The organism is Hydrogenophaga sp. UC242_50 (assembly GCF_042697355.1).
Classification (GTDB): domain Bacteria; phylum Pseudomonadota; class Gammaproteobacteria; order Burkholderiales; family Burkholderiaceae_C; genus Hydrogenophaga.
Genome location: NZ_CP170553.1, coordinates 2,561,056 through 2,582,502, shown reverse-complemented (window position 1 = coordinate 2,582,502; position 21,447 = coordinate 2,561,056). Strand labels below are relative to the sequence as shown.

Annotated in this window: 19 protein-coding genes, 1 tRNA gene and 3 pseudogenes; all 23 read right to left on the bottom strand. The window is 66.0% G+C overall.

Translation table 11 applies throughout. The annotated features are described in order from the left end of the window. Positions 1-76: 76 nt before the first annotated feature. Entirely contained in the window at positions 77-556 is a 480-nt protein-coding gene (locus ACFJGX_RS13300; RefSeq protein ID WP_382328545.1) for a DUF1178 family protein, read from the bottom strand. Further along, positions 553-1,176, bottom strand: a complete 624-nt coding sequence (locus ACFJGX_RS13295) for an NUDIX domain-containing protein (protein ID WP_382320765.1) — start codon at positions 1,174-1,176, stop codon at positions 553-555. Before ACFJGX_RS13295 ends, ACFJGX_RS13300 begins: the two co-directional genes overlap by 4 nt. Then, entirely contained in the window at positions 1,176-1,478 is a 303-nt protein-coding gene (locus tag ACFJGX_RS13290) for a DUF2818 family protein (RefSeq protein ID WP_291120470.1), read from the bottom strand. Before ACFJGX_RS13290 ends, ACFJGX_RS13295 begins: the two co-directional genes overlap by 1 nt. Positions 1,479-1,533: 55 nt before the next feature. Then, positions 1,534-3,042: an NADH-quinone oxidoreductase subunit NuoN gene (gene nuoN, locus ACFJGX_RS13285; RefSeq protein WP_382320767.1), complete on the bottom strand. Its 1,509-nt coding sequence runs from the start codon at positions 3,040-3,042 to the stop codon at positions 1,534-1,536. Positions 3,043-3,069: 27 nt separating this feature from the next. Beyond that, complete coding sequence (locus ACFJGX_RS13280) at positions 3,070-4,545, bottom strand: NADH-quinone oxidoreductase subunit M (protein ID WP_291120474.1); 1,476 nt, start codon at positions 4,543-4,545, stop codon at positions 3,070-3,072. A gap of 16 nt (positions 4,546-4,561) precedes the next feature. Continuing rightward, positions 4,562-6,607 carry an NADH-quinone oxidoreductase subunit L gene (nuoL, locus tag ACFJGX_RS13275; RefSeq protein ID WP_382320769.1) on the bottom strand — a complete coding sequence of 682 codons (2,046 nt, stop codon included), beginning with the start codon at positions 6,605-6,607 and terminating at the stop codon, positions 4,562-4,564. Positions 6,608-6,647: 40 nt separating this feature from the next. Next, entirely contained in the window at positions 6,648-6,956 is a 309-nt protein-coding gene (gene nuoK / locus ACFJGX_RS13270) for an NADH-quinone oxidoreductase subunit NuoK (protein WP_291120478.1), read from the bottom strand. Further along, entirely contained in the window at positions 6,953-7,603 is a 651-nt protein-coding gene (locus ACFJGX_RS13265; protein WP_382328543.1) for an NADH-quinone oxidoreductase subunit J, read from the bottom strand. Before ACFJGX_RS13265 ends, nuoK begins: the two co-directional genes overlap by 4 nt. Before the next feature lie 51 nt (positions 7,604-7,654). Next, a complete protein-coding gene (nuoI, locus tag ACFJGX_RS13260; protein ID WP_291120482.1) occupies positions 7,655-8,191 on the bottom strand; it encodes an NADH-quinone oxidoreductase subunit NuoI in 537 nt (178 codons plus the stop codon). A gap of 15 nt (positions 8,192-8,206) precedes the next feature. Further along, positions 8,207-9,283, bottom strand: a pseudogene (gene nuoH / locus ACFJGX_RS13255) (NADH-quinone oxidoreductase subunit NuoH). Further along, complete coding sequence (nuoG, locus tag ACFJGX_RS13250) at positions 9,280-11,412, bottom strand: NADH-quinone oxidoreductase subunit NuoG (protein WP_382328541.1); 2,133 nt, start codon at positions 11,410-11,412, stop codon at positions 9,280-9,282. Before nuoG ends, nuoH begins: the two are co-directional and overlap by 4 nt. Positions 11,413-11,426: 14 nt before the next feature. Continuing rightward, on the bottom strand, positions 11,427-12,800 hold the full coding sequence (gene nuoF / locus ACFJGX_RS13245) for an NADH-quinone oxidoreductase subunit NuoF (protein ID WP_382320773.1): 1,374 nt from the start codon (positions 12,798-12,800) through the stop codon (positions 11,427-11,429). Then, entirely contained in the window at positions 12,797-13,321 is a 525-nt protein-coding gene (gene nuoE, locus ACFJGX_RS13240; RefSeq protein WP_382320776.1) for an NADH-quinone oxidoreductase subunit NuoE, read from the bottom strand. The genes nuoF and nuoE overlap by 4 nt, the downstream gene beginning before the upstream one ends. Then, positions 13,318-14,571, bottom strand: a complete 1,254-nt coding sequence (locus ACFJGX_RS13235) for an NADH-quinone oxidoreductase subunit D (RefSeq protein WP_382156518.1) — start codon at positions 14,569-14,571, stop codon at positions 13,318-13,320. Before ACFJGX_RS13235 ends, nuoE begins: the two co-directional genes overlap by 4 nt. 87 nt (positions 14,572-14,658) lie before the next feature. Next, entirely contained in the window at positions 14,659-15,267 is a 609-nt protein-coding gene (locus tag ACFJGX_RS13230) for an NADH-quinone oxidoreductase subunit C (RefSeq protein WP_382325663.1), read from the bottom strand. 69 nt (positions 15,268-15,336) lie between these two features. Next, entirely contained in the window at positions 15,337-15,816 is a 480-nt protein-coding gene (locus ACFJGX_RS13225; RefSeq protein ID WP_066270388.1) for an NADH-quinone oxidoreductase subunit B family protein, read from the bottom strand. Positions 15,817-15,852: 36 nt separating this feature from the next. Further along, positions 15,853-16,213, bottom strand: a pseudogene (locus ACFJGX_RS13220) (NADH-quinone oxidoreductase subunit A). A 48-nt stretch (positions 16,214-16,261) separates the two neighbouring features. Next, positions 16,262-16,346: transfer RNA gene (locus ACFJGX_RS13215), tRNA-Leu, on the bottom strand. A gap of 180 nt (positions 16,347-16,526) precedes the next feature. Further along, positions 16,527-16,931 carry a preprotein translocase subunit SecG gene (gene secG, locus ACFJGX_RS13210; protein WP_291117827.1) on the bottom strand — a complete coding sequence of 135 codons (405 nt, stop codon included), beginning with the start codon at positions 16,929-16,931 and terminating at the stop codon, positions 16,527-16,529. Positions 16,932-16,986: 55 nt separating this feature from the next. Then, a complete protein-coding gene (gene tpiA, locus ACFJGX_RS13205; RefSeq protein WP_382320778.1) occupies positions 16,987-17,733 on the bottom strand; it encodes a triose-phosphate isomerase in 747 nt (248 codons plus the stop codon). Between the two features lie 22 nt (positions 17,734-17,755). Then, on the bottom strand, positions 17,756-18,745 hold the full coding sequence (locus ACFJGX_RS13200) for an NAD(P)H-quinone oxidoreductase (protein WP_382328539.1): 990 nt from the start codon (positions 18,743-18,745) through the stop codon (positions 17,756-17,758). 20 nt (positions 18,746-18,765) lie between these two features. Next, positions 18,766-20,897, bottom strand: a pseudogene (pnp, locus tag ACFJGX_RS13195) (polyribonucleotide nucleotidyltransferase). Between the two features lie 234 nt (positions 20,898-21,131). Beyond that, entirely contained in the window at positions 21,132-21,398 is a 267-nt protein-coding gene (gene rpsO / locus ACFJGX_RS13190) for a 30S ribosomal protein S15 (protein WP_291117839.1), read from the bottom strand. Positions 21,399-21,447 lie beyond the last annotated feature (49 nt).

Sequence of the window (21,447 nt, the reverse complement as noted above, 5' to 3'; positions counted from 1 at the left end):
GAGGGGGGACGATGCCTGTGGCCCGGCGAAGCCGGTTCCACGGCATCTCTGGGGTGAGGCACGCGCCTCGGAGAGGCTACTGCAGCGTTTCTTTGATGCCGGGCACGGAGGGCAAGGCGATCACCTCGATGCCCTCCTCCATCAGTTCGAGGGCTTCCTGCGGGCTGGCCTGGCCCCGGATCTGCCGATGCTCGACCTCGCCATGGTGCATGGCCCGGGCTTCGTCGGCGAAACGTTCACCCACGTCTTCGGTGTTCGCCATCACCTCGCGCAGCGCCTGCATGATGCGCGCCTGCATGCGCACCAGGTCGGGCTGGCCACCGTGGTTGCTCATGCGCACCGCGGTGCCGGCGGCCGGTTCGGCCGGCGCCTGCGCCTCCTGGCGACCGGCGCGCAGATTCAGCCTCGGTGCCGAGAGCTTCTTCTGAATGTGCACATCGCCACACATCGGGCACGACACCAGGCCGCGCTCGAGCTGGCTCGTGTAGTCGTCTTCGGAGCCGAACCAGCCTTCGAACTCGTGCTGGTGCGCGCACTGCAGGTTGAGGACCTTCATGCCCCGGATTGTCCCGCATCCGCCCCGTTCGGGTGGGTGGCCCACTCCAGAACCCATTCGCCGCGCTGCACGTTCTGCAGCCACATGGAGCCGATCAGGGTCTTGCAGTCGATCACCTCGCCGCTGAAACACCAGGCCTGCAGCTCGGCGGGGGTGGCGGCGAACACGTCCAGGAATTCGCCTTCGTCGAGCTGGCGCTCACCGAGCGTGAGGCCGCGCGCGAACCAGATGTCGATGACTTCGTCGGAATAGGCGATGGTGGGCGCGAGCCGGCCGGCGAAGGCCCATTCGCGGGCGCTGTAGCCCGTTTCCTCGAGCAGCTCGCGCTGCGCGCAGGCCAGGCTGCCCTCGCCCGCGTCGAGCTTGCCGGCGGGGAATTCGATCATCACCGCCTGCATGGGGTGGCGGAACTGCCGCTCCATCACCACACGGCCGTCGTCCAGCAGGCCGATCACCATCACGGCGCCCGGGTGCAGCACGAACTCGCGCGTGGCGTGGGCGCCATCGGGCATGCGCACGGTGTCGCGCACCACGTGCAGGAAATGCCCGCGCAGCAACTCGGTGCGCGACAGCGGGGTTTCTCGGAGGTGGCTGTCGTCGGCCATGGGCAGCTCGGCCATCAGCCGCGGCGGCGAAACAGGTAGCGGTAGACGAAGCCGGGGAAGGCCAAGGTCAGGAACAGCGAACCCGTGGTGGCGTAGAACTCCCAGCCCTGGGGGGCGATCTGGCCGGCGTCGCGTTCGAGCGCCAGGCCCAACGCACCGACCAAGAAGTACAGCAGCACCAGTTCACCCACGCGCATCCACAGCGTCTTGGGCGCGCGGCGCGGCAGCACGGCCAGCCAACGGTTGTTGAGGAAGGGCAGGTTGGCCGCGACGAAGGCGGTGATCAGCACCAGCCAGACAGAGAGTGTGTGGGTCATGGAACGGTGTGAGCCGGCGGCCACCGGCAAGTTCACCGGTGCGCCGCCAACGCGATCAGGCCAGCAGTTGCGCCACGGCCTGGGCGCACAGGGTCATGAGGCCGCCAGGCACGATGCCGAGCACCAGCACCAGCAGGCCGTTGACCGAGAGCACCGCGCGCGCGTCCAGCCCGGCCTCGATCTCGGCGGTCTGCGTGGGCGCATCGAAGTACATGATCTTGACCACGCGCAGGTAGTAGAACGCGCCGATCAGCGACATGATCACCGCGAACACGGCCAGGCCCACATAGAACGCGGCGCTCGAAGCCAGCAGCGCCTGCAGCACGGCGAGCTTGGCGTAGAAACCCACCAGCGGCGGCACACCGGCCAGCGAGAACATGCAGACCGCCATGACGCCGGCGTACAGCGGGCTGCGCTGGTTCAGGCCGGCCAGGTCGCTGATGTTCTCCGACTCGAAGCCGCTGCGCGAGAGCAGCAGGATCACACCGAAGGTGCCCAGCGTGGTCAGCACGTAGGTGACGACATAGAACATGGACGAGCCGTAGGCGTTGGCCATGTTGCTGCTGTCCAGGCCGTCGGCGCCCTGCACCACGCCCGCGAGCAGGCCCAGCATCAGGAAGCCCATCTGCGCGATGGTCGAGAAGGCCAGCATGCGCTTGAGGTTGTTCTGCGCGATGGCGGCGAGGTTGCCCACCAGCAGCGACATGACGGCGAGCACCGCGAGCATCTGCTGCCAGTCCACGGCCAGCGGCTGCAGGCCTTCGACCAGCAGGCGGATCACGATGGCGAAGGCGGCCAGCTTGGGTGCGCCACCGATCATCAGGGTGATGGCGGTCGGGGCACCGTGGTACACGTCGGGCACCCACATGTGGAAGGGCACCACGCCGAGCTTGAAGGCCAGGCCGGCCACCACGAACACCAGGCCCAGGGTGAGCACCTGCGGCGAGCCCACGAGCGTGTCGTCGCCGCCCGCGATGGTCAGCATCACCTCGGTGAGGTTCAGCGAACCGGTGGCGCCATAGACCATGGACAGGCCGTAGAGCAGGAAACCGCTGGCCAGCGCGCCCAGCACGAAGTACTTCATGGCCGCTTCCGTGGCCTTCACGTCGTCGCGGCGCAGCGCCACCAGGGCGTAGCTGGAGAGCGTGAGCAGCTCCAGACCGAGGTAGATCACCAGGAAGTGGTGGCTGGAGATCATGACGAACATGCCCAGCAGCGCGAACATGCCCAGGCTGAACAGCTCGCCGCCGCGCAGCATGTCGCGCTGGCCCGAGTAGGCGCGGCCGTACACGAAGGTGACCATCATGGCGATGGAGGCGAAGCACTTGAGCCAGTTGCCCATCGGGTCGCTGACGATCATGCCGCCGAAGCCGTAGACGGTGTTGCCCGAGCTCGCGGCCAGGCCCTGCAGCACCGCGATGACGCCCAGCGTCAGCAGCGTCAGGCCGTAGGTGACGCCGCGCAGCGGCGTCTTCACCGCCAGATCAACCAGCGCGATCACGCAGGCCATCGTCATCAGGAGGATTTCTGGGTAGGCCGCGACCCAGCTGAGCTTGTCAATCATGTGAGCGTTCTCTCGTGTAGCGTGAGCTCAGTTCAGTTTGGAGATGGCGACGTGGCGCAGCAGTTCGGCCACGGACGCATCCATCACGTCGGTGAAGGGCTTGGGATAGACACCCATGTAGAGCACGGCCAGCGCCAGCACGCCCAGTACCAGGAATTCGCGCGCGTTGATGTCGACCAGGGCCTTGACGTTGTCGTTGCCCACGCTGCCGAGGTAGACCCGCTTGTACATCCACAGCGAGTACGCGGCGCCGAAAATCAGGGCCGAGGCGGCCAGCAGGCCGATCCAGAAGTTGGCCTTGACGGCGGCGATGATGACCATCCACTCGCCCACGAAACCGGCGGTGCCCGGCAGGCCGCAGTTGGCCATGGTGAAAAGCAGCGCGAAAGCGGCGAACTTGGGCATGGTGTTGACCACGCCGCCGTAGTCGGCGATCTCGCGCGAGTGCACGCGGTCGTACAGCACGCCGATGCCCAGGAACATCGCGGCCGAGACGAAGCCGTGAGCGATCATCTGCACGATCGCGCCGGAGACGCCGAGGTCGCTGAAGACGAAGAAGCCCAGGGTGACGAAGCCCATGTGGGCGACCGACGAATAGGCCACGAGTTTCTTCATGTCCTGCTGCACCATGGCGACCAGGCCCACGTAGATCACGGCGATGAGCGAGAGCGCGATCATCAGCCAGGCCCATTCGTGCGCGGCATCGGGCAGGATGGGCAGCGAGAAGCGCAGGAAACCGTAGGCACCCAGCTTGAGCATGATGGCCGCCAGCACGGCCGAACCGCCGGTGGGGGCTTCCACGTGCACGTCGGGCAGCCAGGTGTGCACCGGCCACATCGGCACCTTCACCGCGAAGGCGGCGAAGAAGGCGAAGAACAGCAGGGTCTGCGCGGTGCCGCCCAGGGGCAGCTTGTACCAGTCGGCCAGCGCGAAGCTGCCGCCGGACTGCGTATACAGGTAGATCAGGGCCACCAGCATGAGCAGCGAGCCCAGCAAGGTGTACAGGAAGAACTTGAAGGCCGCGTAGATCTTGTTCGGGCCACCCCAGATGCCGATGATCAGGTACATCGGGATCAGCGTGGCTTCGAAGAACACGTAGAACAGCATCGCGTCCTGCGCGCTGAAGACACCGATCATCAGGCCCGAGAGGATCAGGAAGGCGCCCATGTACTGGTTGACGCGCGAGGTGATCGACTCCCAGCTCGCCACCACCACCACCACGTTGATGAAGGCGGTCAGCAAGATCAGCCAGAGCGAGATGCCGTCCACGCCCAGGTGGTAGTTGACGTTGAAGTTCTCGATCCAGGCGCGCTTCTCGACGAACTGCATGGCGGCGGTGCCCAGCTCGAAGCCGGTGTACAGCGGCACGGTGACGGCCAGGCCGGCAATGGCGCCCACCAGCGCGACCCAGCGCACCACGTGCGCCTGATCGTCGCGGCCCAGGGCCAGCAGCACGACGCCGAAGAAGATCGGCGTCCAGATTGCAAGGCTCAGCAAACCCATCTTGTTATCCCTCTTCTTATTTGGCGAGCCAGACGAAATACGTCATGAACAGCAGCACGCCCACGATCATCATGAGCGCGTAGTGGTAGAGGTAACCGGTCTGCGCGCGGCGCACGACCGAGGACACCACACCCACCAGCTTCCAGCTGGCGTTGACCACGCCGCCTTCGATCACGCCCCGGTCGCCGCCCTTCCAGAGGCCGACACCCAGCGCGCGCGCGCCACGGGCCAGCACGTTCTCGTTGAACCAGTCCAGGTAGTACTTGTTCTCCAGCACCACGATCAGCGGGCGCAGCGCGCGCGCGATGGCGGCCGGCACGGCCGGGTTGATCAGGTACATGTACCAGGCGCACACCGCGCCGGCCAGCGCCAGGTACAGCGGCGCGGTCGACAGCGCGTGGGTCGCCATCGCCAGGGGGCCGTGGAACATCTCGCCGAACTTCACCATGGCCGGGTGGGCCGCGGTGTTGATGGTGATGGCGTCCTTGAAGAAGTCACCGAACAGCATGGGCTGGATGGTGATGAAACCGATCACCACCGAAGGAATGGCCAGCAGCAGCAGCGGCACCGTCACCACCCAGGGCGACTCGTGCGGCTTGCCATCGCCGTGGCCGTGCCCATGGTCGTCGTGGTGGTCGCCATGGTCATCGTGGTGACCGTGGTGGGCGTCCGGGTTCTGGTCGTAGCGCTCCTTGCCGTGGAACACCAGGAAGTAGAGGCGGAACGAGTAGAACGAGGTGACGAACACGCCCGCGAGCACCGCGAAGTGCGCGAAGCCGGCGGCGGGCAGGTTGCTGAAGTGCACCGCCTCGATGATGCTGTCCTTGGAATAGAAACCGGAGAACAGCGGCGTGCCGATCAGGGCCAGCGTGCCCAGCAGCGAGGTGATCCAGGTGATGGGCATGTACTTGCGCACGCCACCCATCCAGCGGATGTCCTGGTTGTGGTGCAGACCCATGATGACCGAGCCGGCGGCCAGGAACAGCAGCGCCTTGAAGAAGGCGTGGGTCATCAGGTGGAACACGGCCACCGAGTAGGCAGAGGCGCCCAGCGCCACCGTCATGTAGCCCAGCTGCGAGAGCGTGGAGTACGCCACCACGCGCTTGATGTCGTTCTGGATGATGCCCAGGAAACCCATGAACAGCGCGGTGATCGCGCCGATGACCAGGATGAAGTTGAGCGCGGTGTCCGACAGTTCGAACAGCGGCGACATGCGCGCGACCATGAAGATGCCGGCGGTCACCATGGTGGCGGCGTGGATCAGCGCCGAGATGGGCGTGGGGCCCTCCATGGAGTCGGGCAGCCAGACGTGCAGCGGGAACTGCGCGCTCTTGCCCATGGCGCCGATGAACAGGCAGATGCAGATCACGGTGATCAGCATCCAGTCGGTGCCGGGGAAGCCCAGCGTGCCGAGTTCGGGCGCCTTGGCGAACACCTCGGTGTAGTTCATGGTGCCGGCGTAGGCCACGATCAGGCCGATGCCGAGGATGAAGCCGAAGTCACCCACGCGGTTGACCAGGAAGGCCTTCATGTTGGCGAAGATGGCCGTGGGCTTGTTGAACCAGAACCCGATCAGCAGGTAGGACACCAGGCCCACCGCTTCCCAGCCGAAGAACAGCTGCAGCAGGTTGTTGCTCATGACCAGCATGAGCATGGAGAAGGTGAACAGCGAGATGTAGGCGAAGAAGCGGTTGTAGCCGTCGTCCTCTTCCATGTAGCCGATGGTGTAGAGGTGCACCATGAGCGAGACGAAGGTGACGACCACCATCATCATCGCGGTGAGGCCATCGACCAGGAAGCCGATCTCCATCTTCAGGCCGCCCACCACCATCCAGGTGTAGATGGTCTCGTTGAAGCGCGCGCCGTCCACGGCCACGCTCTTGAGCGTCATGGCCGAGAGGATGAAGGCCACCAGCACGCCCAGGATGGTGAAGGTGTGCGAGGCGCGGCGGCCGATCACGTTGCCGCCGAAGGTGGTGCCCAGGATGCCGGCGATCGCCGAACCCAGCAATGGGGCCAGCGGAACGGCGAGCAAGGTGCTTGCAGAGAGGGTGGTGCTCATGGGGTTCTTGCCTGAGTTCTCGTGTGGGGTGGCCCTGGCCTCAACCCTTGAGGGTGTTGAGTTCTTCGACGCTGATCGACGACTTGTTGCGGAACAGCAGCACCAGAATCGCCAGACCGATCGCCGATTCGGCGGCGGCCACGGTCAGGATGAAAAACACGAAGACCTGGCCGTGCATGTCGCCCAGGAAATGCGAGAAGGCCACGAAGTTCATGTTCACGGCCAGCAGCATCAGTTCGATGGCCATGAGCAGAACGATGAGGTTCTTGCGGTTCAGGAAGATGCCCACGACCGAGATCGCGAACAGGATCGCGCCGACGGCGAGGAAATGGCCCAGCGAGACGGTCATGGTTTCTGGCCCTCCTGGGCGGCTGCCGCTTCGGCGGCGGGGGCGGCTTTCTGCGTGGCGTTCATGGGCAGCACCACCAGGCGGTCGCTGGCGCGCACGTGCACCTGCAGATTGGGGTTGATGGCCTTGCTGTCCTTGCGCTGGCGCAGGGTCAGCGCGATGGCCGCGATCATGCGCGCCAGCAGGATCACGGCGGCCACTTCGATCGGGTACAGGTACTCGGTGTACAGCAGCACGCCCAGTTCACGGGTGTTGGAGTAGCCCGGGTCGGCGGCCACCGCGCCCGGATTGCCCGTGACCGTGGGGAAACCGGCCCACAGCACGGCGATGAGTTCGGCCGCCACGAAGGCGCCGAGCAAGGCCGCCACCGGGAAGTGCTTCCAGAAGCCCTGGCGCACCGTGTCCAGGTTGATGTCCAGCATCATCACGACGAAGAGGAACAGCACCATCACCGCGCCCAGGTACACCAGCACCAGCGTGATGCCCAGGAACTCGGCGCGCAGCAACAGCCACAACGCCGCCGCCTGCGAGAACGCGAGCATGAGGTGCAGCACGGCATGCACCGGGTTGCGCGCGGTGATCACGCGGTAGCCTGCGTACAGCAGCACCGCGGCGAACAGGTAGAAAAAGCCGGTCTGGTAATCCATGGCGTCGTGGTTCTTGTGTCGTCTGGTCCGGCCGAATCGGTTCGGCACCGGTCAGCGGTAGGGGGCGTCGGAGGCCCGGGCGGCGGCGATCTCGGATTCGTAGCGGTCGCCCACGGCCAGCAGCATCTCCTTGGTGAAATACAGGTCGCCGCGCTTCTCGCCGTGGTATTCGAGGACGTGCGTCTCGACGATGGAATCGACCGGGCAGCTTTCTTCGCAGAAGCCGCAGAAGATGCACTTGGTCAGGTCGATGTCGTAGCGCGTGGTGCGGCGCGAACCATCGGCGCGCACATCGGATTCGATGGTGATCGCCATCGCCGGGCAGACGGCTTCGCAGAGCTTGCAGGCGATGCAGCGCTCTTCACCGTTCTCGTAACGGCGCAGGGCGTGCAGGCCACGGAAGCGCGGCGACAGCGGCGTCTTCTCCTCGGGGAACTGCACCGTGACCTTGCGCTTGAAGGCGTAGCGGCCCGTCAGGGCCATGCCCTTGAACAGCTCCACCAGCAGGAAACTGTTGAAGAAATCGCGGAAGGAGAACGGCGCGGCGTGCGCGGACGGCGCGGTGGAATTGGCGGTGGTGGTGGACATGGTCGTTCGCCCGGCTTATTTCCAGAGGTTCCACGGGGTCTGCATGAGCGCGCCCACGAGGAGCAGCCAGATCAGCGTGACAGGGATGAAGATCTTCCAGCCCAGACGCATGATCTGGTCGTAGCGGAAGCGGGGGAAGGTGGCGCGGATCCAGATGAACATGGACACCACGACGCAGGTCTTGATGCCGAGCCAGATCCAGCCGGGGATGAAGTCGAGCGCGGCGATCGGCGACAGCCAGCCGCCCAGGAACATCAGCACGGCCAGCACGGACACCAGCCACATGCTGGCGTACTCGGCCAGGAAGAAGATGGCGAAGCCCATGCCCGAGTACTCGACCATGTGGCCGGCCACGATCTCGGCCTCGCCTTCGACCACGTCGAAGGGGTGGCGGTTGCGTTTCGGCCACGCCGGAGATCAGGTAGACGAAGAAGATCGGCAACAGGGGCAGCCAGTTCCAGGACAGGAAGCCCAGGCCCATGTTGGCGCCCATGCCGCGCGCCTGAGAGGCCACGATCTCACCCAGGTGCAGGCTGCCGGCGGTCATGACCACCACCAGGAAGCAGAAGCCGATGGCGATTTCGTAGCTCACCATCTGTGCCGAGGCGCGCAGCGCGCCCAGGAAGGCGTACTTGGAGTTGGACGCCCAGCCGGCGATGATCACACCGTAGACCTCGATCGAGGTGATGGCCAGGATCACCAGCAGGCCGGCGTTCACGTTGGCGATGATCGCCTCCGGGCCGAAAGGAATCGCGACCCACGCGGCCAACGCCGGCATGATGCCATGACGGGGCCGAGGCGGAACAGGCCGTTGCTGGCCGCGCTGGGGCGGATCAGTTCCTTGGTCAGCAGCTTGAGCGCGTCGGCGATCGGTTGCAGCAGGCCGAAGGGGCCCACGCGGTTGGGACCGTGGCGCACCTGGATCCAGCCGAGCAGCTTGCGCTCCCACAGCGTGAGGTAGGCCACCGCGCCCATCAGGGGAGCGAGCACGACCACGATCTTGATCAGGTTCCAGATGACGGGCCAGGCACCGGTGGCCCACCAGTCGGCGGCGATCAGGCCCAGGCCGCCGTTGTACATCGCATCGATCACGCTGCGGCTCCTTCCAGGGCTTGAGCGGTCCGCGCATCGGCGGTGAGTTGCAGGGCGGTCGAGCGGCGCACCAGGCCGTCGAGCTGGTAGATGGACGCCACGCAGGGCGCCACTTCGGCGGGCGACGTGTCGATCGCCGCGCTGCTCGCGTTGGACAGGCGGGCGGCATCAACCACGGCGCCGTTGCTCACGCCCGGCAGCGCCGCGGCCAGCACGGCCTGCGACGAATCGGCGTCGAAGCCCGGCAGGTCCAGCAGGTTGCCGAGCACGCGCAGCACCTTCCAGGCCGGGCGCGTGTCGCCCAGCGGGCGCACGACGGCGTGGAAGCCTTGCAGGCGGCCTTCGGCGTTCACGAAGGAACCCGAGGTTTCGGTGAACGGCGCGATGGGCAGCAGCACGTCGCTCACGTCGAGGTTGGTCTTGAAGGGGCTGAGGGTGACGACCATGCCGGCCGCCGCCAGACCCGTGGCACCGACGGCGGTGTCCTGGGCGGGTTCGGTGTTGAGCAGGATGGCGGCCTTGAGCTGGCCCACCAGCATCTGGCCGGCGTTCAGACCGCCCTGCCCCGGCACCGCGTTCACCAGCTGCGCGCCCACGGTGTTGGCCGCTTCGCTGAGGTAACCCACCGTGGCGCCAGTCTGTTGCGCGATCCAGTTCGCGAGCGCGAGCAGGCTGGCCGCCTTGGCATGGTGCGCTGCCGCGTTGCCCAGCAGAATGGCTTTCTGTTCGCCACCCAGCAGGGACTTGGCCACCGCGCGGTGCGCGTCCGTGGCCTCGCCACTCACGGGCGTCGCGGCACCCGTTTCGGCGCCGATGGCGGCCGCGATGCCGGCCAGCGCCGACACCCACAGGCCGCTGTCGGCCAGCACGGTGTTCTTCACCGGCATGGCCCAATCCTGCGCCACGGCGTTGAGCACGTTGACCTGCGCGCCCTTGCGCTGGGCCTGGCGGATGCGCTGCGCGAACAGCGGGTGGTCCTTGCGCAGGTTGGAGCCGATCACGAGCACGCGCTGCAGCGTGGAGAGCGATGCGATCGGCAGACCCAGCCAGCGGGCAGCACCGGTGGGTGCCGTGTTCGAGAAATCGGCGTGGCGCAGGCGCGCGTCGATGTTCTGGCTGCCCAACCCCCGCACCAGGGCACCGGCCAGGGCCAGCTCTTCGAGCGTGCTGTGCGGGCTGGCCAGCAGGCCGATGGCGGCGGCGCCGTGGTCGGCCTTGACCTGCTTCAGGCCATTGGCCACGTACTCGAGCGCGGTCTGCCAGTCGACCGTCTTCCATTCACCGCCCTGCTTGAGCATGGGCGAGGTCAGGCGTTCTTCGCTGTTGACGGCTTCGTACGAGAAGCGGTCACGGTCGGCGATCCAGCATTCGTTGACGGCTTCGTTTTCCAGCGGCACCACGCGCATGACCTTGTGGTTCTTCACCTGGACGATCAGGTTGGCGCCGGTGGAGTCGTGCGGGCTCACGCTCTTGCGGCGCGAGAGCTCCCAGGTGCGGGCGCTGTAGCGGAAGGGCTTGCTGGTGAGCGCGCCGACCGGGCAGATGTCGATCATGTTGCCCGAGAGTTCGGAGTCCACCGTGTCGCCCAGGAAGGTCTCGATCTCGGCGTGTTCGCCGCGGTGCGACATGCCCAGCTCCATCACGCCGGCCACTTCCTGGCCGAAGCGCACGCAGCGGGTGCAGTGGATGCAGCGGCTCATCTCTTCCATGGAGATCAGCGGGCCCACGTCCTTGTGGAACACCACGCGCTTTTCTTCTTCGTAGCGCGAACCGGAGCCGCCATAGCCCACGGCCAGATCCTGCAGCTGGCATTCGCCACCCTGGTCGCAGATGGGGCAGTCCAGCGGGTGGTTGATGAGCAGGAACTCCATCACCGACTGCTGAGCCTTGATCGCCTTGTCGCTCTTGGTGCGCACGATCATGCCCTGCGTAACCGGCGTGGCGCAGGCCGGCATGGGCTTGGGCGCCTTCTCCACGTCGACCAGGCACATGCGGCAGTTGGCCGCGATGGACAGCTTCTTGTGGTAGCAGAAGTGGGGGATGTAGGTGCCCGCCTTCTCGGCCGCATGCATGACCATGCTGCCCGGGGGCACTTCCACCTTCTTGCCGTCGAGTTCGATTTCAACCATGGGAATGTCTTCTCTTAAGCGGCCTTGGCGGGCGTCTGAGCAGCCGTGATCTTGGCCTCGAACTCATGCCGGAAGTGTTTGATCATGGCGCGCACCGGCATGGCCGCCGCATCGCCCAGGGCGCAGATGGTGCGGCCCATGATGTTCTCGGCCACGTTGTCGAGCAGCGCCATGTCAGCGGGCTTGCCCAGGCCGCGATCGATGCGGTCCACCATGCGCCAGAGCCAGCCCGTGCCTTCGCGGCAGGGTGTGCACTGACCGCAGGATTCGTGCATGTAGAAGTAGGACAGGCGCTTGAGCGACTCGACCATGCAGCGCGAGTCGTCCATCACGATGACGGCACCCGAGCCCAGCATGGAGCCGGCCTTGGCGATGGAGTCGTAGTCCATCGTGCACTCCATCATGATGTGCGCAGGCAGCACCGGAGCCGACGAGCCGCCGGGGATCACGGCCTTGAGCGTGCGGCCCTTGCGCACGCCACCGGCGAGCTCCAGCAGCTTGCTGAACGGCGTGCCCAATGGCACTTCGTAGTTGCCCGGCATCTCCACGTCGCCCGAGACCGAATAGATCTTGGTGCCACCGTTGTTCGGCTTGCCGCAGGCCAGGTAGGCCGCACCGCCGTTGCGGATGATCCAGGGCACCGCCGCGAAGGTCTCGGTGTTGTTGATGGTGGTGGGCTTGCCGTACAGGCCGAAGCTGGCCGGGAACGGCGGCTTGAAGCGAGGCTGGCCCTTCTTGCCTTCGAGCGATTCGAGCAGCGCGGTTTCTTCACCGCAGATGTAGGCGCCGAAACCGTGCGCGGCGTGCAGCTGGAAGTTGAAGCCGCTGCCCATGATGCCGTCGCCCAGGAAGCCGGCGGCGCGCGCCTCTTCCAGTGCCGCCTCGAAGCGCTCATAGGCTTCGAAGATCTCGCCGTGGATGTAGTTGTAGCCCACGCTGATGCCCATCGCATACGCCGCGATAGCCATGCCTTCGATGACGATGTGCGGGTTGTACAGCAGGATGTCGCGGTCCTTGCAGGTGCCGGGCTCGCCTTCGTCCGAGTTGCACACCAGGTACTTCTGGCCCGGGAACTGGCGCGGCATGAAGCTCCACTTCAGGCCGGTGGGGAAGCCCGCACCGCCCCGGCCGCGCAGCGCCGATTCCTTGAGCGTGGCGATCACCTGGTCCTGCGTCATGCCCACGACGGGCGGATCACCGGCCGGCGGTGAGCCGTCCTGGCCCAGCACCTTGCGCAGGGCCTGGTAACCACCGCGGGCCACGTAGTCCTCGAGCGACCAGTTGCTGCCATCGAGGCCGGCGTAGATCTGCGGTTCGATGTGGCGGCCGTGGAAGCAGGTCTGCACGCCGGTGGCGCGGAACTGCGAGAGGATCTGCTCGGCGTTCATGCTTGTCCTTCCGAGGCCTGCACGGACGATTTGAGGCCGTCGACCAGCTGGTCCAGCTTCTCATTGCTCATGAAGCTGCACATGTGGCGGTCGTTGACCAGCATCACGGGGGAGTCGGCGCAGGCACCCAGGCATTCGCTCTGCTGCAGCGTGAACAGGCCGTCGACCGTGGTCTCGCCCATGGTGATGCCCAGCTTCTGCTCCAGGTGGTGCAGGGCCTTGTTGCCGTCGCGCAGCTGGCACGGCAGGTTGGTGCAGACGTTGAGCTTGAACTTGCCCACCGGCCGCTGGTTGTACATGTTGTAGAAGGTCGTGACCTCGTGCACCGCGATCGGTTCGACACGCAGGTAGGCGGCCAGCGCCACCTCGGCTTCAGGGCTCACGTGGCCCTCTTCCTGCTGGATGATGGACAGGCAGGCCATCACCGCGGAAATGCGCTGCTCGTCGGGGTACTTCGCGACCTCGCGGTCGAAGCGCCGGATCGTGGCCTCCTGGAAGGACTCGGGCGTGACGGTGCTCATCGGTCGATCTCTCCGAAAACGATGTCCATGGTGCCGATGATGGCCACCGCGTCGGCCAGCATGTGGCCGCGCGCCATCTCGTCCATGGTGGCGAGGTGCGCGAAACCGGGCGCGCGGATCTTCAGGCGGTAGGGCTTGTTGGCGCCATCGCTCACGAGGTAGATGCCGAACTCGCCCTTGGGGTGTTCGACCGCCGCGTAGGCCTCGCCTTCGGGCACGTGGAAACCTTCGGTGAAGAGCTTGAAGTGGTGGATCAGCTCTTCCATGTTGGCCTTCATGGCCTCACGGGCGGGCGCGGCCACCTTGTGGTTGTCGGTGATCACCGGGCCGGGATTGGCGCGCAGCCATTTCGAGCATTGTTCGATGATGCGGTTGGACTGCTTCATCTCCTCCATGCGGACGAGGTAGCGGTCGTAGCAGTCGCCGGTCTTGCCGACCGGGATGTCGAAGTCCATCTGGCCGTACACGTCGTAGGGCTGCTTCTTGCGCAGGTCCCAGGCGATGCCGGAGCCGCGCAACATGGGGCCGGTCATGCCCAGGTTGAGCGCGCGCTCGGGCGTGACCACACCGATGCCGACGGTGCGCTGCTTCCAGATGCGGTTGTCGGTCAGCAGCGTGTGGTATTCGGCCAGGTAGGTCGGGAAGCGCCGGGTGAAGTCGTCGATGAAGTCCAGCAGCGAACCCTGGCGGTTCGTGTTCATCTGCTCCATGGCGCGCGCGTTGCGGATCTTGCTGTGCTTGTACTGCGGCATGCTGTCCGGCAGATCGCGGTACACGCCGCCCGGACGGAAGTAGGCCGCGTGCATGCGCGCACCCGAGACGGCTTCGTACATGTCGAACAGGTCTTCACGCTCGCGGAACGCGTAGATCAGGATGGTCGAGCTGCCGCAATCGTTGCCGTGCGAACCCAGCCACATCAGGTGGTTGAGCAGGCGCGTGATCTCGCTGAACATCACGCGGATGTACTGCGCGCGGATCGGCACCTCGATGCCCAGCAGCTTCTCGATGGCCAGGCAGTAGGCGTGCTCGTTGCACATCATGGACACGTAGTCCAGCCGGTCCATGTAGGGCAGCGACTGGATGTAGGTCTTGTGCTCGGCCAGCTTTTCGGTGGCGCGGTGCAGCAGGCCGATGTGCGGGTCGGCGCGTTGCACGACCTCGCCGTCCAGCTCCAGCACGAGGCGCAGCACGCCGTGCGCGGCCGGGTGCTGCGGGCCGAAGTTCAGGGTGTAGTTCTTGATCTCTGCCATGTCAGGGCTCCCGCCGGGCCGTCCCAAGGGAAGCCCGCGCCCCCTCGGGGGGCAGCGAATACACGAAGTGATGAGCGTGGGGGTGCATCAGTGAAGCCCGCCGTAGTTGTCTTCGCGGATGATGCGCGGCGTGATCTCGCGCGGCTCGATGGTCACCGGCTCGTAGATCACGCGCTGGCGCTCGGCGTCGTAGCGCATTTCGACGTGGCCCGACAGCGGGAAGTCCTTGCGGAACGGGTGGCCGATGAAGCCGTAGTCGGTCAGGATGCGGCGCAGGTCGTCGTGGCCTTCGAAGACGATGCCGTACAGGTCGAAGGCCTCGCGCTCGTACCAGTTGGCCGCGGCCCACAGCGGGGTCACCGACGCCAGCACCGGGAAATCGTCTTCGGGGCAGAACACGCGCACGCGAACGCGGTGGTTGTGGGTGACGGACAGCAGGTGCACCACCGCCGCGAAGCGCTGGCCTTCCCAGCGGCCATCGCCGTAGGTCTGGTAGTCCATGCCGCAGAGGTCGATGAGCTGTTCGAAGCGGGCCTCGGGCGCATCGCGCAGGGTCTGCATGACGGCCAGGTAGTCGGCCGCCTTCACCGTGAGCGTGAGCTCTTCGCGGACCACCTGGAGGGATTGGGCCTTGTCGCCCAGCAGACCCGCCAGCGAGTTCTTCAGCGCCTCGGGCTCGACGGCAGGGGGAGTCATGGCGGTGTCGGTCATGAACAGGGTTCTTTCAGGGCCAGTGACGTGCTAGCGATGTCAGGGGCGCCGCGCTCAGGCACGCGCAATGGTGTGGGTGCGGCGAATCTTCTGCTGCAGCTGGATGATTCCGTACAGCAGCGCCTCGGCCGTGGGCGGGCAGCCGGGCACGTACACGTCCACCGGCACGATGCGATCGCAGCCCCGCACCACCGAATAGCTGTAGTGGTAGTAGCCGCCGCCGTTGGCGCACGAGCCCATGGACAGCACCCAGCGCGGTTCGGCCATCTGGTCGTAGACCTTGCGCAGGGCCGGCGCCATCTTGTTGCACAGCGTGCCGGCCACGATCATCAGATCGGACTGGCGCGGGCTGGCGCGGAACACTTCGGAGCCGAAGCGGCCGATGTCGTAGCGCGCGGCGGCCGCGTGCATCATCTCGACCGCGCAGCAGGCCAGACCAAAGGTCATGGGCCAGAGCGAGCCGGTCTTGGCCCAGTTCACCACCGAGTCGTAGCTGGTGGTGACGAAACCTTCCTTGAATACACCTTCAATCATGAACCGCTCCGGTGCGCGCGCACGCGTCTGTCGAACTCATTCCCAATCCAGCGCGCCTTTTTTCCATTCGTAGGCGAAGCCCACGGTCAGGATCGCCAGGAACACCACGCCAGCGAAGAAGCCCGTGGCCCCGATGTCGGAGAACGCCACGGCCCAGGGAATGAGGAATGCAATTTCGAGGTCGAACAGGATGAAGAGGATGCGCCACCAGGTAGTAGCGCACATCGAACTTCATGCGGGCGTCTTCGAAAGCCTCGAAGCCGCATTCGTAAGGGGAGTTTTTCTCGGCGTCCGGGAGGTTGGGGCCAAGGATGTAGCCCAGAACCTGCGGGATGATCCCTACGGCAATACCCACCAAGATAAACAGGAGCACAGGAAGGTATTGTTCGAGACTCATCTTGGGTAGATTCCGCTGACACGGCGTGGGACCGTGTTGTCCAATGATTGGTGCCGACGGCGAGACTCGAACTCGCACAGCTTTCGCCACTACCCCCTCAAGATAGCGTGTCTACCAATTTCACCACGTCGGCTGGGTCTGCATTGATGGGCTCGCGAGGAATGGTGCGAGCCTTGCTGACAACCCATAGAGTTTACCCTGAAACGCCCCCTGTTTCCGGGGGCTGCCCCGGTTTTTCCGAAGGAATCGGTCGGGTTGTCGCAGCGCAGGAAAAGTCCGCCCAGCGTGGTGTCCGGGCGGATGGAGGATTCGCTTACTTGGCGGGAATCTGGGCCGCGCCGGTGGCCGGTGCGGCATCGCCTGCGGCAGCCGGCGCGGGCGCCGTGCCGGTGCCCGGGATCTGCTGGGCGGCTCCGGCCGGTTGCGCGGGCAAGGCAGCGCCTTCCAGCACGCTGCCCGTGCTCGGTGCGGCGGTGCGCAGGTTGCCGAAATACGCCAGAGCCAGCGTGCAGGCGAGGAAGATGGCGGCCAGCACGGCCGTGGTGCGCGACAGGAAGTTCGCGCCACCCGAGGCGCCGAACAGGCTGGCCGAACCGGCGCCACCACCGAAGGCCGCGCCCGCATCGGCACCCTTGCCGTGCTGCATGAGGATCAGGCCGATCATGCCCAGCGCGGCCAGGATCTGAACCGCCAGCAGGATGGTCAACAAAACGTTCATCTTTTTTCTCCGGAGATATCGGTTGTCGCCGCGCCACCCAGGGCGCGAGCGGGGATTAAGGGGCCGAAGCCACGATCTGAAGGAAGTCGGGCGCCTTGAGCGACGCACCGCCAATGAGGCCGCCGTCGATGTCGGGCTGGGCCAGCAGGCTCGCGGCGTTGGCGGCGTTCATGCTGCCGCCGTACAGGATGTGAACCCGACCGGCATTCTGCGTCGCCGCCGAAATCTGGGCGCGCAACACGGCGTGCACCTGCTGCGCCTCTTCGGGCGTGGCGGTCTTGCCGGTGCCGATGGCCCAGACCGGCTCGTAGGCCACGACGATTTCGGTGATGCAGTGGCCGCAGAGATGGATGACGGCCGCCAGCTGGCGCTTGACCACCTCCTCGGTGTGACCGGCCTCGCGCTCGGCCAGCGTTTCGCCGACGCAGACGATGGGCGTGATGCCCTTGGCCAGCGCGGCTTTCGCCTTCTCGGCCACCAAGGTGTCGGTTTCGCCGTGGTACTGACGGCGCTCGGAATGGCCCACGATGGCGTAGCGGCAGGCGAAGTCGCGCAGCATGGCCGCCGACACCTCACCGGTGTAGGCGCCCTGCTCCTGGTTCGACACATCCTGCGCACCCCAGGCGATCGGGCTGCCTTGCAGCAGCGCGCCCACCTGCGCCAGGTAGGGCGCGGGCACGCACAGAGCCATGTCGGCCTTGGGCGACTGGCCGCCGAGGCCATCGAGCATGGCCTTGACCAGCGCTTCGTTGGCGGCCAGCGAGCCGTTCATCTTCCAGTTGCCTGCAATCAGTTTTCTCATGACGGGTTCTTCTCTGACCGGGTCAGGCCCAGCTCAACACGAGCTTGCCGACGTGCTGGTTGGACTCCATCAGCGTGTGCGCCGCCGCGGCCTGCGCGGCGGGGAACACCTGGTGAATCACCGGCTGGATGCGGCCTTCGGCCAGCAAGGGCCACACACGCGCGCGCAGCGAGGCCGCGATCGCCGCCTTGAACGCCACCGGCCGGGGCCGTAGGGTGGACCCCGTGATGGTCAGGCGGCGGCGCAGCACCAGGCCGGCGTTGAACTCGGCCTTGACGCCGCCCTGCACCGCGATGATCACCAGCCGGCCGTCTTCGGCCAAGCATTCGATCTCGCGGCTCACGTAGCTGCCGGCGACCATGTCGAGGATGACGTTGACGCCTTGCTTGCCCGTGAGCTCGGCCACGGCGGCCACGAAGTCCTGGGTCTTGTAGTTGATGGCGTGGTCGGCGCCGAGCTTGAGGCAGGCGGCGCACTTGTCGTCGCTGCCGGCGGTGGCGATCACGCGAGCGCCCAGGGCCTTGGCCATCTGGATCGCGGTCACGCCGATGCCGCTGGTGCCGCCCTGCACCAGCAGGGTTTCACCGGCCTGCAGGCGACCGCGGTCGAACACGTTGCTCCAGACGGTGAAGAAGGTCTCGGGCAGCGAAGCGGCGGCGATGTCGTCCAGACCTTCGGGCACCGGCAGGCATTGCCCCACGGGCGCCACGCACCACTGCGCATAACCACCCCCGGCGACCAGCGCGCACACGCGGTCGCCGGCCTTCAGGCCGGCTTCCGCCATCGCGGCGGCATCGCCCGATTCGATCACGCCCGCCACCTCGAGGCCGGGAATGTCGGACGCGCCAAGCGGCACCGGGTAGTTGCCGGTGCGCTGCAGCACGTCAGGGCGGTTCACGCCCGACGCACTCACACGGATCAGCACCTCGCCCGCACCCGCGACCGGCACCGGGCGTTCGCCCAGGCGCAGGACTTCGGGTGCGCCATAGGCGCTGATTTCAACGGCTTGCATGACCGGCACCACCGGTGACATCACGACTGAGGCTGCTGAGGTGCCTGCTCGCCGGTGTTGCGTTCGGCCAAGGCCTTCATGGACAGCTTGACGCGGCCCTTTTCATCCGTCTCCAGCACCTTCACGCGCACGATCTGGCCTTCGGTCAGGTAGTCGGTGACCTTCTCGACGCGCTCGTGGGCGATCTGGCTGATGTGCAGCAGGCCGTCCTTGCCGGGCAGCAGGTTGATCAGGGCACCGAAGTCCAGGATCTTGGTGACCGGGCCTTCGTAGACCTTGCCCACTTCCACTTCGGCCGTGATCTGCTCGATGCGGCGCTTGGCTTCGTCGGCCTTGGCCGAGTCGGTCGAGGCGATGGTGATGGTGCCGTCTTCGTCGATGTTGATCTGCGTGCCGGTTTCTTCGGTCAGCGCACGGATGACGGAGCCGCCCTTGCCGATCACGTCACGGATCTTCTCGGGGTTGATCTTCATGGTGAAGAGCTTGGGCGCGAAGTTGGACACTTCGGTCTTGGCTTCGCCCATGGCTTCCTGCATCTTGCCCAGGATGTGCATGCGGGCTTCCTTGGCCTGGGCCAGCGCGACCTGCATGATTTCCTTGGTGATGCCCTGGATCTTGATGTCCATCTGCAGCGCCGAGATGCCGTTGGTGGTACCGGCCACCTTGAAGTCCATGTCGCCCAGGTGATCTTCGTCACCCAGGATGTCGGTCAGCACGGCGAAGCGGTTGCCGTCTTTGATCAGGCCCATGGCAATACCGGCCACGTGCGCCTTCATGGGCACGCCGGCGTCCATCAGCGCCAGGCAGCCGCCGCAGACCGAAGCCATCGACGAGGAGCCGTTGGACTCGGTGATCTCGGACACCACGCGCATGGTGTAGGGGAAATCTTCCTTGCTCGGCAGCGCGGCGATCAGCGCGCGCTTGGCCAGGCGGCCGTGACCGATCTCGCGGCGCTTGGGGGTGCCGAAGCGGCCGGCTTCGCCGGTGGCGAAGGGAGGCATGTTGTAGTGCAGCATGAAGCGGTCTTCGAACTCGCCGGCCAGCGCGTCGATGCGCTGCGCGTCGCGGTCGGTGCCGAGCGTGCGCCACGACCAGCGCCTGCGTTTCACCGCGGGTGAACAGGGCCGAGCCGTGGGTGCGGGGCAGCACGCTGTTGCGGATTTCGATGGCGCGCACGGTGCGGGTGTCGCGGCCGTCGATGCGGGGCTCGCCGGCCAGGATCTCGCGACGCACGATCTTGGCTTCGATCTCGAACAGCAGGGCTTCGACGGCCACGCTGTCGAATTCCACGCCTTCGGCCTTCAGGGCGGCGAACACGTCGGCATAGGCCGTGCGGCAGGCCTGGGTGCGGGCCTGCTTGTTGCGGATCTGGTAGGCGGCTTCGAGCTTGGCCTTGCGCCAGAGCGTCGACCTTGGCGATCAGCGGCTCGTCCTTGGCCGGCGGCTGCCAGTCCCAGGCCGGCTTGCCGGCGTCGCGCACGAGTTCGTTGATGGCGGCGATGGCGATCTTGCCCATGTCGTGGCCGTAGACCACGGCGCCCAGCATGACTTCTTCCGACAGCTGGTCGGCTTCGGATTCCACCATCAGCACGGCGGCTTCGGTACCGGCGACCACGAGGTCGAGTTGGCTGTCCTTGAGCTGGGTCTGGCCCGGGTTGAGCACGTACTCGCCGTTGACATAGCCCACGCGGGCGGCGCCGATGGGGCCGTTGAACGGGATGCCGCTGACGGCCAGCGCGGCGGAGGTGGCGATCATCGCGGCGATGTCGGCCTGCACTTCGGGGTTCAGGCTCACCACGTGCACGATCACCTGCACTTCGTTGTAGAAGCCTTCAGGGAACAGCGGGCGGATCGGGCGGTCGATCAAGCGGCAGGTCAGCGTCTCGAGTTCGCTCGGGCGGCCTTCGCGCTTGAAGAAGCTGCCGGGGATCTTGCCGGCGGCGTACGACTTCTCGGTGTAGTCCACCGTCAGGGGGAAGAAGTCCTGGCCGGCCTTGGCCTCGGTCTTGGCGACCACGGTCGCCAGGACCACGGTGTCATCGATGTTGACCAGCACGGCGCCGGTGGACTGGCGCGCGATTTCGCCGGTTTCCATCGTGACGTGGTGGGGGCCCCACTGGAAGCTCTTGGTGACCTTGTTGAACATGCTCATGGTGTCTCTCCGTTAAATGCGTGCAGCTTCGCTGCACAAAACCCGGAGACACAACCCAGAACACGATGCCATTCCAGAAGGACTGTGGGCGCCACACCTGGCGCACAACCCGTTTGGAATGACACAGCTTCGCTCTGTTGTCGGGGCTCCGGAATCAAAAAAGGCGCGTGACAAGCAAAAAACGCCCGAGCCAGCGAACCAACTCAGGCGTTTCGTGTGTCACAGCCGTGCCAATTACTTGCGCAGGCCCAGTTTCTGGATCAGGGCGATGTAACGCTCGGCGTCCTTGGACTTCAGGTAGTCGAGCAGCTTGCGGCGGCGGCTCACCATGCGCAGCAGACCGCGGCGGCCATGGTGGTCCTTGGCGTGGGTCTTGAAGTGAGGGGTGAGCTCGTTGATGCGGGCGGTCAGCAGTGCGACTTGCACTTCGGGGCTGCCGGTGTCGTTGGCGGCGCGGGCGTTGGCCGCGACCACTTCGGCTTTGATGGATTGGGCGATCATTGAAAGTTCCTTCGCCAGTTGCCTGGCGTTACGTGCGTCCCGCCGCAGC

Coding starts and splice junctions, on each gene's coding strand:
- ACFJGX_RS13300 (WP_382328545.1), bottom strand. CDS start 556: ATGAAGGTCCTCAACCTGCAGTGCGCGCACCAGCACGAGTTCGAAGGC.
- ACFJGX_RS13295 (WP_382320765.1), bottom strand. CDS start 1,176: ATGGCCGAGCTGCCCATGGCCGACGACAGCCACCTCCGAGAAACCCCG.
- ACFJGX_RS13290 (WP_291120470.1), bottom strand. CDS start 1,478: ATGACCCACACACTCTCTGTCTGGCTGGTGCTGATCACCGCCTTCGTC.
- nuoN (WP_382320767.1), bottom strand. CDS start 3,042: ATGATTGACAAGCTCAGCTGGGTCGCGGCCTACCCAGAAATCCTCCTG.
- ACFJGX_RS13280 (WP_291120474.1), bottom strand. CDS start 4,545: ATGGGTTTGCTGAGCCTTGCAATCTGGACGCCGATCTTCTTCGGCGTC.
- nuoL (WP_382320769.1), bottom strand. CDS start 6,607: ATGAGCACCACCCTCTCTGCAAGCACCTTGCTCGCCGTTCCGCTGGCC.
- nuoK (WP_291120478.1), bottom strand. CDS start 6,956: ATGACCGTCTCGCTGGGCCATTTCCTCGCCGTCGGCGCGATCCTGTTC.
- ACFJGX_RS13265 (WP_382328543.1), bottom strand. CDS start 7,603: ATGGATTACCAGACCGGCTTTTTCTACCTGTTCGCCGCGGTGCTGCTG.
- nuoI (WP_291120482.1), bottom strand. CDS start 8,191: ATGTCCACCACCACCGCCAATTCCACCGCGCCGTCCGCGCACGCCGCG.
- nuoG (WP_382328541.1), bottom strand. CDS start 11,412: ATGGTTGAAATCGAACTCGACGGCAAGAAGGTGGAAGTGCCCCCGGGC.
- nuoF (WP_382320773.1), bottom strand. CDS start 12,800: ATGAACGCCGAGCAGATCCTCTCGCAGTTCCGCGCCACCGGCGTGCAG.
- nuoE (WP_382320776.1), bottom strand. CDS start 13,321: ATGAGCACCGTCACGCCCGAGTCCTTCCAGGAGGCCACGATCCGGCGC.
- ACFJGX_RS13235 (WP_382156518.1), bottom strand. CDS start 14,571: ATGGCAGAGATCAAGAACTACACCCTGAACTTCGGCCCGCAGCACCCG.
- ACFJGX_RS13230 (WP_382325663.1), bottom strand. CDS start 15,267: ATGACTCCCCCTGCCGTCGAGCCCGAGGCGCTGAAGAACTCGCTGGCG.
- ACFJGX_RS13225 (WP_066270388.1), bottom strand. CDS start 15,816: ATGATTGAAGGTGTATTCAAGGAAGGTTTCGTCACCACCAGCTACGAC.
- secG (WP_291117827.1), bottom strand. CDS start 16,931: ATGAACGTTTTGTTGACCATCCTGCTGGCGGTTCAGATCCTGGCCGCG.
- tpiA (WP_382320778.1), bottom strand. CDS start 17,733: ATGAGAAAACTGATTGCAGGCAACTGGAAGATGAACGGCTCGCTGGCC.
- ACFJGX_RS13200 (WP_382328539.1), bottom strand. CDS start 18,745: ATGCAAGCCGTTGAAATCAGCGCCTATGGCGCACCCGAAGTCCTGCGC.
- rpsO (WP_291117839.1), bottom strand. CDS start 21,398: ATGATCGCCCAATCCATCAAAGCCGAAGTGGTCGCGGCCAACGCCCGC.